Source organism: Nocardia sp. NPDC059228 (genome assembly GCF_042754245.1).
GTDB lineage: Bacteria > Actinomycetota > Actinomycetes > Mycobacteriales > Mycobacteriaceae > Nocardia.
Genome location: NZ_JBHZAL010000020.1, coordinates 83,661 through 95,113, shown reverse-complemented (window position 1 = coordinate 95,113; position 11,453 = coordinate 83,661). Strand labels below are relative to the sequence as shown.

14 protein-coding genes are annotated in these 11,453 nt (G+C 67.9%); 7 read left to right on the top strand and 7 right to left on the bottom strand.

Features of this window, described 5'->3' with window-relative positions:
* Positions 1-110: 110 nt before the first annotated feature.
* Positions 111-452, bottom strand: coding sequence for a putative quinol monooxygenase (locus ACFXKA_RS27205; protein WP_379429436.1), 342 nt, complete (start codon positions 450-452; stop codon positions 111-113).
* 61 nt (positions 453-513) lie between these two features.
* Here ACFXKA_RS27205 and ACFXKA_RS27200 point away from each other — a divergent pair, with 61 nt between their 5' ends.
* Complete coding sequence (locus tag ACFXKA_RS27200; protein WP_379429435.1) at positions 514-894, top strand: ArsR/SmtB family transcription factor; 381 nt, start codon at positions 514-516, stop codon at positions 892-894.
* A 59-nt stretch (positions 895-953) separates the two neighbouring features.
* On the opposite strand, the gene ACFXKA_RS27195 is transcribed toward ACFXKA_RS27200, so the two are convergent.
* The gene (locus ACFXKA_RS27195; protein ID WP_379429487.1) at positions 954-2,114 is read right to left on the bottom strand and encodes a lipase family protein; all 1,161 of its coding nucleotides are present in this window, start codon (positions 2,112-2,114) and stop codon (positions 954-956) included.
* 265 nt (positions 2,115-2,379) lie between these two features.
* A complete protein-coding gene (locus ACFXKA_RS27190; RefSeq protein ID WP_379429434.1) occupies positions 2,380-2,862 on the bottom strand; it encodes a MarR family winged helix-turn-helix transcriptional regulator in 483 nt (160 codons plus the stop codon).
* A gap of 82 nt (positions 2,863-2,944) precedes the next feature.
* Here ACFXKA_RS27190 and ACFXKA_RS27185 point away from each other — a divergent pair, with 82 nt between their 5' ends.
* On the top strand, positions 2,945-4,189 hold the full coding sequence (locus tag ACFXKA_RS27185) for an FAD-dependent oxidoreductase (RefSeq protein ID WP_379429433.1): 1,245 nt from the start codon (positions 2,945-2,947) through the stop codon (positions 4,187-4,189).
* A gap of 106 nt (positions 4,190-4,295) precedes the next feature.
* On the opposite strand, the gene ACFXKA_RS27180 is transcribed toward ACFXKA_RS27185, so the two are convergent.
* The 3 genes from ACFXKA_RS27180 to ACFXKA_RS27170 form a co-directional block, all read right to left on the bottom strand.
* Positions 4,296-4,490 (bottom strand): alpha/beta fold hydrolase, encoded by a 195-nt coding sequence (locus ACFXKA_RS27180; protein WP_379429432.1) that lies wholly within the window; start codon positions 4,488-4,490, stop codon positions 4,296-4,298.
* Between the two features lie 68 nt (positions 4,491-4,558).
* On the bottom strand, positions 4,559-4,771 hold the full coding sequence (locus ACFXKA_RS27175; protein WP_379429431.1) for a hypothetical protein: 213 nt from the start codon (positions 4,769-4,771) through the stop codon (positions 4,559-4,561).
* A 70-nt stretch (positions 4,772-4,841) separates the two neighbouring features.
* Positions 4,842-5,489, bottom strand: coding sequence for a TetR/AcrR family transcriptional regulator (locus tag ACFXKA_RS27170; RefSeq protein ID WP_354844667.1), 648 nt, complete (start codon positions 5,487-5,489; stop codon positions 4,842-4,844).
* A gap of 241 nt (positions 5,490-5,730) precedes the next feature.
* Between ACFXKA_RS27170 and ACFXKA_RS27165 the strand changes: the two genes are divergently transcribed.
* The 3 genes from ACFXKA_RS27165 to ACFXKA_RS27155 all read left to right on the top strand — a co-directional run bounded on the left by ACFXKA_RS27165 (position 5,731) and on the right by ACFXKA_RS27155 (position 9,071).
* Positions 5,731-6,915, top strand: a complete 1,185-nt coding sequence (locus ACFXKA_RS27165; protein WP_379429430.1) for an LLM class flavin-dependent oxidoreductase — start codon at positions 5,731-5,733, stop codon at positions 6,913-6,915.
* Between the two features lie 4 nt (positions 6,916-6,919).
* On the top strand, positions 6,920-7,987 hold the full coding sequence (locus tag ACFXKA_RS27160; protein ID WP_379429429.1) for an alcohol dehydrogenase catalytic domain-containing protein: 1,068 nt from the start codon (positions 6,920-6,922) through the stop codon (positions 7,985-7,987).
* A gap of 235 nt (positions 7,988-8,222) precedes the next feature.
* Positions 8,223-9,071 carry a ParA family protein gene (locus ACFXKA_RS27155; protein ID WP_354844676.1) on the top strand — a complete coding sequence of 283 codons (849 nt, stop codon included), beginning with the start codon at positions 8,223-8,225 and terminating at the stop codon, positions 9,069-9,071.
* On the opposite strand, the gene ACFXKA_RS27150 is transcribed toward ACFXKA_RS27155, so the two are convergent.
* A complete protein-coding gene (locus tag ACFXKA_RS27150) occupies positions 9,044-9,574 on the bottom strand; it encodes a hypothetical protein (protein ID WP_379429428.1) in 531 nt (176 codons plus the stop codon). The genes ACFXKA_RS27155 and ACFXKA_RS27150 overlap by 28 nt on opposite strands.
* A 112-nt stretch (positions 9,575-9,686) precedes the next feature.
* Between ACFXKA_RS27150 and ACFXKA_RS27145 the strand changes: the two genes are divergently transcribed.
* Both ACFXKA_RS27145 and ACFXKA_RS27140 read left to right on the top strand, forming a co-directional pair.
* Positions 9,687-10,451, top strand: coding sequence for an ATP-binding cassette domain-containing protein (locus ACFXKA_RS27145; RefSeq protein ID WP_379429427.1), 765 nt, complete (start codon positions 9,687-9,689; stop codon positions 10,449-10,451).
* The gene (locus tag ACFXKA_RS27140) at positions 10,448-11,431 is read left to right on the top strand and encodes an ABC transporter permease (protein WP_379429426.1); all 984 of its coding nucleotides are present in this window, start codon (positions 10,448-10,450) and stop codon (positions 11,429-11,431) included. The genes ACFXKA_RS27145 and ACFXKA_RS27140 overlap by 4 nt, the downstream gene beginning before the upstream one ends.
* The last annotated feature ends 22 nt before the right edge of the window (positions 11,432-11,453 follow it).

The following is an 11,453-nucleotide window of genomic DNA, read 5'->3' as shown; positions in this document are numbered from 1 at the left end:
CACCCGATCAACCACGAACGCTGCGGTCTGATCGTCTGCGAACGCGGGGACGGGTCGACCGCGAAAGCCGCTGGTGCCGAACGTCATTGACGCGGACGAGGTCGCTCGCGTCAGGCTGGGATCGGGTGGGGGTAGGGGCTTTGCATCGAGAGGTAACGGATTTCGAGGTCGCGTTCGAGGTAGTCCATGCGGCGCTGCCAGAAGTCGCGCATGTGCGGGAGTTCGAGGTGGCGGTCGAGGTCGGCTTTCGAGCGCCAAACCTCGTAGAACACGAAGGTCGAGGGGTCGGCGGCGTCTTCGTGGAAGTGGTATTCGAGCGCGCCGGCTTCCTCGCGGGTCGGTGCGACGAACGAGAGGAGTAGCTCTCGGAGTTCGTCAACGCGTTCGGGTTTGGGGTGGGCCAGGCCCATGAGCGCGAAGGGGGTCCGATCATCAGGTACGAGATCTGTCATACCTTCGGACGCTAGCCGGGCGTGAGGTACGATGCAAGTCGTACCTGAAGGAGGTGGGTGGATGGCCGACGATGAGCCGGAGCCCGAGGACATGGACCTCGGCGCGGTGCTGGCGGCCCTCGCCGACCGGCACCGCATGGAGGTCGTCCTGGCCCTCCTCGCCGATGCCGACGGCGCGGAACGACATTGCAGTTCATTCGGGCTCCCGGTGTCGAAAGCCACTCGGACACACCACTTTCGAGCGCTGCGCCAGGCCGGGCTGATCCGTCAGATCAACCGCGGCAACAGCAATATGGCCCAGCTGCGCCGAGCCGACCTGACGCGGCGCTTCCCCGGCCTGGTCGAGCTGCTCACCGCCGAGAACGCACGCCGAGCTGCCGCGAACCAGCGGGCTAGCCGAGCAGATGGTCCGATGTGGTCAGCGGCCCCGCTGAGCACCTGAACCGGGAGGTACCAGCGCCTGCACCGGCCAGGCGCACACCTGGCGGTGGGCGGCCAGAATCAGCAGCTCACCGGGACCGGATCTCCGCGGAAACGTGATTCCACGTAGTTCCACGCGTCGGCGAATCCGGCGACGGCCGTGGTCATGTGCTCGGCGATTTCGAAGGGCCGGAACACCAGCGGCACACCGGCCTTGCAGTACCGGTCGGCGACCTCGGCGGCCGGATCGAAGAAGGTGAGCGTGTCGAACCGCCCCTGCCAGAAGTAGGTCGGGACCGCCGGCGTGCCCGGGAAGTAGCGCAGGCTGTTCTCCCGCAGTACCGCGTGCGCCTCCGGACTGTCCATCAGGCTCTTGGAGGCCGCCATCTGGTCGGCGTTGCGGAAGGCGCCGTGAAACAGCAGGAAGCGACGGCAGGCGTCGTGGGTGAATTCGCGGAACCAGAGCCCGTTCTCATTGAGCTGATCCGAGATCGGCAGGCGGTTCGGGTATTCGCGCTCCAGGCCCATGGCCGCCGCGAAGGCCAGGCCGAAGCCCGGGTGCGGCTCGAAACCCAGAGAGAGCGCCATCTGCTCGAGATCGGCCGGAATTCCCCCGGCCACAACGGCATCGAGCTTCAGGTCCGGCGCGTACTCGGGTTGCAGGGCAGCGGCCCAGGCGGTCGCCATGCCGCCACCGGAATACCCGGCCAGCGCGACGGGCGACTTCCCGAGTCCCAGCTCGGTGGCCTTGCGGACCGCCTTCACGCTGTCCAGGGTCACCATGCCGCTGAGCTTGGCCGCGCCGTAGGCGACATTCGGCCCCAGATAGTCGGGCAGCGAGATGGCCCAGCCGCGCCCGATCGGCAGCATGGCGCCCACGCCGTCCTGCAGCTCTCCGTTGAACAGCGAGCGCGACGGATTGCATTGCGCGCCCAGGGAGTTGATGAGCGCCTGATACGACACCAGCGGCGGGTTCGACACCCCCACCGGGAGTAGCACCGTGGTCATGCCGAGGATCGGCTGACCCTGGGAGTTGGTGCTGCGGAAGGCCACCTGCCAGCCCTCGGTGCCCACGTACAGCCCGGTATCGATCTTGCGCGTCCGGACCACGTCACCGGGCGCGAGCGCACCCAGATCGGCCGGCAGACCGTAGAACGGATCGGGATCCTGCGTGGGATACAGGGGTTGAGCCGACACGGGGGCGGCGCCTACGGCCCCCGCGGTCAGGATGCTCAGAGCCAGGACCACAGCCCTGACGGACACTGCGAACAACGACGTCCCTCACACTTCAGTCGTTCTCATCTCGCTCCCGACCGCGCGCGAAAGAACGATCGACCAATAAAGCAATGGATTGGCATTCGGCACAGCCGAGCCGGTGAACCGCCGGAAGAGCATGCGCCAGCAAGCCTCTCGCGAATCGTGCAGTGACGCTACAGCTAACTAATCAGAGCGTCCAGTTATTCGGACAATTCCGGCACGAACTGTCAGTACCGATCACCGCCCTCGACTACGAACCCCGAACCGCCTTGGGCAGGGCCGAGATTCGCCGACGGTGGCGTTGCTGGAGTTCGCGGCTGCGCGTGAGGAAGTCGAGGATGGTGCGCAGCTCGGCGGCCGACGAGCCCGCCATCTCGGCCGCACCCTCCTCGGCGATGGGCCCGTATATCTCCCAGGCCCGGGCCATGGTCGCCGGAGTGATGCGGACCAGCACCTTGCGCCGGTCGCCCGGTTCCGGCTCGCGGGTGACGTGACCGAGCTTCGCGAGCCGATCCAGCATCGTCGTGACACTGCCACTGGTCAGGCCCAATTCGGCCGCCAGTGCGCCCGGCGTCGACTCACCCCGGACCAGCACCTCGAGACAGCGCAGGTCGGTGCGATTGACGCCGAGCACGGTCGCGGCGGCCTGGTCGACATCGTCGACGGCTGCCTGCAACGCCTGAGACTCCTGTCCGACCCGGGCACGCAACTCGTCCAGATTTTCTCTTGACATTCAAACCTCTTGATCGTCAAACTATTTATATCTTGATAACCAAGATACATCACACTCAAGAGAGTTCAGAGGGAGACACGGCATGAAGAAGGCACTGGTCATCGGCGGCGGCATCGCCGGTCCCGTCACCGCGATGGCACTGCAGCAGGCTGGTTGGGAAGCCGTCGTCTACGAGGCCTACACGGACACGGCCGCCGGGCAGATCGGCGCATATCTGACAGTCGCGGTGAACGGCCTGTCCGCGCTGGCCGAGATCGACGCCCACCACATCGTCATGGACACCGGCCACGCCACCGACACACTGAGCTTCTACACCAGCGCCGGCAAGCACATCACCGACATGCCCATCGGCGGCACGCTGCCCGACGGCACCGTGACCCACAGCGTGAAGCGGCGCGACCTGTACCGGGCACTCAATGCCGAAGCCGCACGGCGCGGTATCCGGTACGAGTTCGGCAAGCGACTCGTCGACGCGGAAGCGACGGCCACGGGCGGCGTCGTCGCCACCTTCGCCGACGGCAGCCGGGCCGAGGCCGACCTGCTCGTCGGCGCGGACGGCATCCACTCCCGCACCCGGGAGATCATCGACCCGAATGCGCCGAAGGCCCACTACCTGGGCATCTACGGCCTGGGCGGATTCGTCACCGACCCGGCCCTGGTTCACGAACTCGGTTTGCGGCCGGGCGTTTACAGCATGATCTTCGGCAAGAAGGCCTTCTTCGGCTATCTGGTCGCACCCGGCGGCGAGATCTGGTGGTTCGCGAACATGCCCGGCGCACAGGAACTTTCGAAGCAGACAGTGGCATCCACGACGCGCGCGCAGTGGCGCGACCAGCTGGCACGGATGCTGGCGGCCGACCGGGGCCCCGCGGCCGCCATCGTCGCCGCGACCCCCGACGCCACCTTCGTCACCGGCTTCAACCAGTACGACATGCCGTCGGTCCCCACCTGGCACAACGACCGGATGGTCATCATCGGCGATGCCGCCCACGCGGTGGCCTCATCCTCGGGCCAGGGCGTCTCCATGGCCGTCGAGGACGCGGTGACCCTGGCCATCTGCCTGCGCGACCTGCCCGAGACCGCCACCGCCCTGGCCGAATTCGAGCACCGCCGCCGTGACCGGGTCGAGCGGGTGGTCGCGTACGGCGCCGAAACCAGCGGCGACAAGGCCCAGAACGGCCTGGCCCGCTTCCTCGTCCGCCAACTGACGCCGTTCTTCCTGAAGAGGGCCGCCAAGCAGGGCGTGGGCTCGCTGAACTGGATGTTCGACCACCGGATCAGCTGGTCCGGCGAATCGGCCGACCAGCCGGTCCGCCCGAGCGCCTAGTCCGGGCCGCGCCGTCGCCGACCGCGTCGGCCCGTCGCGCGATCACCACGAATCACCGCGCCCGGCAACGAGATTCGCCGACACGGGCACGCCCCGGCCGCGGGCGTCAGGCGCCTGCCCGGAGCTGGCGCAGGTAGGCGTCGAGGTGGGCGAACGTTACCCGGGGCTGTTCCAGATGCGGGAGATGGCCTGCGGCGGAGATGATTTCGAGGCGAGCATCGCGGAATGCAGCGGCATGGGCGGCTGCGTAGGCGGAGGTGGCGATGCCGTCGCTTTCGCCCCGGAGGAGCAGCGCCGGCAAGGACACCTCCGACAGCCGGGCGGCCAGCTCGGGATCGTGTATGGATTGCGGGACCGCTGAATCGGCGCTCAGCTGGCGAGGGTGTCCGGGGCGTCGGCGACTTCCGGGAAGCGGCGGCGCAGGCCGTCGAGCTGGCGCTTGACCGCGGTCAGGTCGGCCTGGGCGCGGGTTTGAGCTTCGGGGCGCGAGACGTATTGCAGCTCGCGGGTCAGCATATCGGCGTGGCTCAGGAGCTCGCGGGCCAGGACACGGGCCTGGGCGAGTTCGGGATCTTCGGGCATGGGCAACCGCTTTCGAGCTGGGAGTGGGCGAAGTATGTCATGTTTCGTCCACTTGTGCGTCACCGGCGATTCAGCGGCCGGTTCCGCCCAGCAAACGGTCGAGGCCGCCGATGAGGAAGACGACCTGGTCTTCGTAGAGGGCGGCCAGTTCCTCGGCAGGAGGTGGGGTCGCACCCGGATGCCATTCGTCCGCGCGGCTCAGGGCCTGCAGGAAACCCATGAGCGAGATCGCCCAGCGCGCCTCGAGGCGGCTGGGATCCGAGTGCGGAAAGGCGCGGCGGAGCTGAACGTGCAGCTGATCGGGGAGGTCCTGCTCGGCGGCGGTGAGGGCGGGATGCGAGTGCAGGGAGAGCTGGGTGACGATCTTGATCCAGCGCATGCCACGGGTCCGGTGCTGCAGCAACAGGTCTCGATAGGGCTCGGTGACCGCGCGGACCAGGGTCTCGGCGGTGGGCGCTTCGGCGCGAGCGGCGAGCACGTCGGCATTGGCGCGAATCCGGTCGCGGACGGTCGCGCCGAGATCGAGCAGCACGGCGGCGATCAGGTCGTCCTTGGTGCCGAAGTGGTAGTTGACCGAGGAGGGGCCGAGGCCGGCGGCGGCGTTCACCGCGCGCACCGACACCGCGTCCACGCCGTGGGCGGCGAACAGGCGCTCGGCGGTTTTCACCAGCCGGGTGCGGGTCGCATTGCCCTGGCGGTTCTGCATGGGGACGGTCACGGCATGAGCTTGGCACATCGGAGACGCGGGGCCGGCATCGCGGGGCCCAGAACTGGTTCGACAATCCGATTTCGGCACAGCACAGCGCTCATTATCGACGTTGAATCAGCTTCACTACCTGCGTTTTCGAATCGTGCCCACTCACCGGGACAGCCAAACTTATGGATCAGTTGATCCATGTTTACTCGGGGAACCGCACCGGGCGACGAAGCCCGGGGCACTGGGTGAAGGAGATCCATCCGTGTGGACCGCTGAATCGATGAAATTCGGGGCCTTCCTGGCCCCGTACCACCCCCTCGACGCCGACCCGGCCCTGCAGCTGCGTCGCGACATCGATCTCATGGAACACCTCGACCACCTCGGCTTCGACGAGGCGTGGATGGGCGAGCACCACTCGACCGGAGCCGAGATCGTGCCCGCGCCCGACGTTTTCATCGCCGCGGCCGCCGAACGCACCGAGCGGCTGCGCTTCGGCACCGGCGTGGTGTCGCTGCCCTATCACCATCCGCTGGTCACCGTCGACCGCATCACGCAACTGGACCTGCAGACCCGCGGCCGCCTGATCTTCGGCACCGGCCCCGGCAAGATCCCGCTCGACGCGCACATGATGGGCATCAATCCGTCGGATCAGCGCCGCCGCCAAGGCGAGGCGCTCGAGGCCATCCTCGCGCTGCTGCGCGGCGAGGTGGTGAACATGACCACCGACTGGTTCACCCTGCGCGACGCCCGCGCCCAGCTGCCGACCTACGATCCGGCCGGCATCGAGGTCGCCACCGCCTCCACCATCTCCCCCAACGGCTCGGTGCTGGCCGGCACGCACGGGCTGTCGCTGCTGTCGCTGGCGGCCAGCTCGCCCATGGGTTTCGAAGTGCTGGACCGCAATTGGGGCGTCTACGAGAAGGTGTGCGCCGAGCACGGGCACACCGCGGACCGGTCGCGGTGGCGGCTGGTCAATCCGATCTTCCTCGCCGAGACCCGCGCCGACGCCGAGCGCGCGGTGAGCCGCCGCATCGGTTCGATGGCCGCGTACGTGAACCGGCAGACCGGCGAGCAGCCGGCGTGGGCGGACACCCCCGAGGGCATCATCGATCAGTGGCGCAATGACAACCTCGGCGAATTCGGGCAGGCCATCATCGGCACGCCGGACGAGGCGATCGCGCGCATCGAGAAGCTCATCGAGAAGACCGGCGGGTTCGGCACCATGCTGGTCCTGCACGTGGACATGGCGAGCTGGGAGGACACCAAGCGCAGCTACGAGCTGTTCGCCTCGGAGGTGATCCCGCACTTCAAGAATCGCAACCGCCGCCGCGAGGACAGCCTGCAGTACGCGCAGGACAACCGGGAGCTGCTGATCGGGCAGCTGGTCACCGCGATCACCAAGGCACACACCGACTACTACGGCGAGACCGCCGCGACGGGAGCGTGATCCGATGCGCGCCACACAGTTTCTGAACGGGCAGTTCTCCGCCGCCGAGGTGGCCGAGCCGCCCGCACTGGGTCCGGGGCAGTTGCGGATCGCGGTGGCCGCGTGCGGCATCTGCGGCAGCGATCTGTCCATGTCGAAGGATCCGTGCCGGTTCGTGCAGGTGGCGGCGGACAGCGGGTATCCGCTGGCCACCTTCGACACCGAGCGACCGGTCGTGCTCGGGCACGAGTACGCCGGGACCGTCACCGAAATCGGCGCCGGGGTAACCGATTTCGCGGTCGGTGACCGCGTCGCGGGGATCGGGCTCGCGACCGAGGCGGCGACCGGCATTCCGACGATCATCGGGTACTCCAACGACTATCACGGGGCGTTCGGCGAGAGCATCGTGGTGGACGCGTTCTGGGTGCGGCACGTGCCCGAGGGGCTGTCGCTCGAGCATGCGACGCTGGCCGAGCCGCTGCACGTCGGCGAGATGCACGTGCAGCAATCCGGTCTCACCGCCGAGGATTCGGCACTGGTCATCGGCTGCGGGACCATCGGACTGGGCGCGATCATCGCGGCCAAGGCGCACGGGGCGCGGCTGGTGGTGGCTTCGGAGCCCTCGCCCAAGCGGCGGGAGCTCGCGCGGGCCGTCGGCGCGGACATCGTGGTGGATCCGAACGAGCAGGATCCGATCGAGGCGTGGATGACGGCGGTCGCGCAGGGCGACAGCGTGGTGGGCCAGTCGGGCACGGGCATTCTCATCGCGTATGAATGCAGCGGGCGCGCAGGAATTATCGGCACGCTCATGCGGACCATGCCGTTCAACTCGCGGATCCAGGTGCTGGCCGCGCCGTTCGCGGACGAGCCGATCATTCCGGTGGTCGGGCAGTTCCGGCGGATCGCGGTCAATTTCGGGCACGGACCCTACGAGAACGCCTACGACATCACGCTGGAGCGGCTGGCGTCCGGGGCGATCGACGCCGAGGCGCTGATCACCGGGCGGGTCGGGCTGGACGGGGTGGCGGATGCCTTCATGGCGCTGCGGAATCCGGAGGAGCACGTGAAGATCCTGGTGCTGCCGGATCACTGAAGGTGATATGCCCGGTTCATCCGGGTTCGATGTGGCGGGCGTCGTGGTCTATTGCCCCGACGACCGCCACCCGTTCGGCTGATGACCGGCACGCGCCGGGCTCCACCGTTGTCCGGCATGCTGGCTCATTGCCCGGATTGTGAAAATCACTGATAGATCGCCGCACTTGACGATGCGCGAAAGGACTCCGGAGCGGGTCCGACCGATCCGCCACGTGACGGGTTAGGCTGGCGAAATGTCGGCAAACATTGCTGTTGAGGAGGCCGGGGCGACCGGAGGCGAAGCCCAGGTGATTGCGCTGTGCAATCAGAAGGGCGGCGTCGGGAAGACCACCTCGACGGTCAATCTGGGTGCCGCGCTTGCCGAGTGCGGGCTGCGCGTGCTGCTGGTGGACCTCGATCCGCAGGGGGCGCTGTCGGCGGCCCTGGGCGTCGCGCACCACGATCTCGAACTCACCGTCTACGACCTGCTGAGCCGGTCGGCGCCGCCGATCGACGACGTGCTGATCAAGACCGGCGTCACGAACCTGCATCTGCTGCCCAGCAATATCGATCTGTCGGCGGCGGAGATCCAGCTCGTCAACGAGGTGGGCCGAGAGCATTCGATGCGCCGGGTGCTCGATCCGATCCGGGATCGCTACGACTACATCCTCATCGACTGCCAGCCGTCGCTGAGCCTGCTCACCGTCAACGCGCTCGCCTGCGCGGACGGGGTCATCATTCCCATGGAGTGCGAGTTCTTCTCGCTGCGCGGGCTGGCGCTGCTCAACGACACCATGGAGAAGGTGCGCGAACGACTCAATCCCCGGCTCGAGCTGTCGGGCATCGTGGTCACCATGTTCGATCCGCGGCTGCTGCACTGCCGGCAGGTGCGGGACCGGGTGGCGGAGACGTTCAAGGCGGAGCTGTACGACACGGTGATCTCGCGGACGGTGCGGTTCCCGGACTCCACCATCGCGGGTGAACCGCTCACCACGTGGGCACCGAAATCCCGTGGCGCGGAGCAGTATCGGGAGTTGGCGCGGGAGTTCCTGAAGCGGTCGGGGCGGCCGATGGGTCAGCTCGCGATGTCCACGATGCAGTAGCCCTGGGTCGCGGCGCGCAGGGTGAAGGTGAGCACGGTGGTGACGGCGGAGGAATTCGTCACCGGGACGGTCACGGCCGCGCCGGTGTCGCCGGTGCGGGCCGTCATCCGGTCGGCGTCGAAGGCTGTTGTGCCGGTGAGCCTTCCGGGATTGTCGGCCAGCGTCGAGCCCGCGCAGACGAGGGGGTACTTGCCCTCGGTGTCATCGGGCTGGAGCGGCTGCCCGATCCAGCGCGACAGGTAGCGGCGGACCGTGTAGCGGGCGTCGTCCTCGGTGAAAGGGGGCTGGGCGGGGGCGGATCGCGTCGGCGTGATGGTCACCGGCGCGGGGGTGGTCGTGGCCGCCTGCGAGGTGGTGCCCAGCGTGTCGAGTGAACCGGTCGGCACAGGGCGCGCTTTCTCGGAGGAGTGCGCGGTGTGCGGAGTCTGGGCACAGCCGACGGTCAGCGCGCACAGCGCCACGGCGGGGAGCACCTTCAACGCGCGGAATCCAAGGCGGGTCACCGATCCCACGATAGCGGTGTTTTCGATATCCACCCCGACGCGACGAGATCATCAGTACGCTCGGTTTGCGGACCGGACGTCCGCTCAGTCGATGTCGCCGGGGTGATCGCCGATGCCAGCCGTGGTATTGGAAGCCGATGGGCTTCAGAAGCGGTACGGCGGTGTGGAGGCCTTGCGCGGGGCCGGTTTTCAGGTCGGTGCGGGCGAAGTGGTGGCGCTGATCGGCGACAATGGCGCCGGGAAATCCACACTGGTGAAATGCCTCTCGGGGGCCGAACAGCCCGACGGCGGGCGGATTCTGCTGGACGGCAAGCCCGTTCGGATGGCGTCGCCGACCGCGGCGCGACGACTCGGGGTGGAGACGGTCTACCAGGATCTGGCCGTGGCCCCCGACCTCGATCCCACCGCCAATCTCTTCCTCGGACGCGAGTTGCTCCGCATAGGGCTGCCCGGGCGGCTCGGGATGCTCGATCGCAAGGCCATGAGAACGCAAGCGGCCGAACACTTTCAACGGCTCGGTGTCGTGCTGCCCAGTGCGGATGTGCCGATCGGGTCGCTGTCGGGCGGGCAGCGGCAGACGGTCGCGGTGGCGCGGGCGGTGATGTGGGCCAGCCGGGTCGTCTTCATGGACGAGCCGACCGCGGCGCTCGGCGTGGTGCAGCGGGAGCGAGTGCTGGATGTCATTCGCCGCGTGCGCGATCAAGGCATCGGGGTGGTGCTGATCAGCCACAATATGCCCGAGGTGCTGGCCGTCGCCGATCGTATCGAGGTGCTGCGGCTGGGGCAGCGGGTCGCCCGCTTCACCGCCGCCGATGCCACGCTGGAGCAGTTGGTGGGGGCCATGACCGGCGCGCTGACCACGGAGGACCAGTCATGAGGCGGCTGGCCGGGACCGGCACGTTCTGGATCGGGTGCGTGCTGGTCGTGCTGTACGCCGCGTTCAGCATCGTGCGGCCGGACGCCTTTCCGACGCGATTCACGCTGCAGACCTTGCTGATCGAGACGTCGGTGCTGCTGGTGCTGTCGATCGGGATGACCTTCGTGATCGTCACCGCGGGCATCGATCTGTCGGTGGGGATGGTGCTGATCTTCTCCGGCGTGCTCGCGGCCAAGACCATGGAGTGGCTCAGCCCTGGCGAGGATGCGACGCATGCGGGCTGGGGCATCATTCTGCTCGGGCTGCTGATATCGCTGGCGGGCGGGGCGCTCTGGGGGCTGGTGAACGGAATTCTGGTGGCCAAGGCCAAGATTCCGCCATTGATCGTGACGCTCGGGTCGTTCGGGGCGGCGCTGGGGGCGGCGCAGTTGATCACCGGCGGGGTCGATACCCGCACGGTTCCCGGGAAGCTGCGTGACTCACTGGGTTTCGGCACCATGCTGGGCGGGATTCCGGATCTGGTGCTGGTGGCGGTCGCGGTGACAGCGGTCGGCGCCTGGCTGCTGCACACCACGCGGTTCGGCCGGTACACGTTTGCGATCGGCTCCAGTGCGGAGGCTGCGCGGCGGGCCGGGATCGGGGTCACGCGGCATCTGATCCTGGTGTATCTCATGGCCGGAATGCTCTCGGGCCTGGCGGGTTTCATGAATTTGGCATATTTCGGGACCACGACGATCGCGGGCCACGGGACCGACAATCTCGATGCCATCGCGGGGGTGGTGATCGGCGGGACCAGTCTGTTCGGCGGGGTGGGGTCGGTGCTGGGCACCGTGATCGGGGTGTTCATCCCGTCGGTTTTGCGCAAGGGCTTCGTCATCGCGGGGGTGCCGGTGTTCTGGCAGCCCATCGCGGTGAGCGTCGTGCTCGTGGCGGCCGTGTGGTTCGACCAGATCCGCAGGCGGTCCCGGGACCGGAAATAACACAACGCAGTTCGAAGGTGAG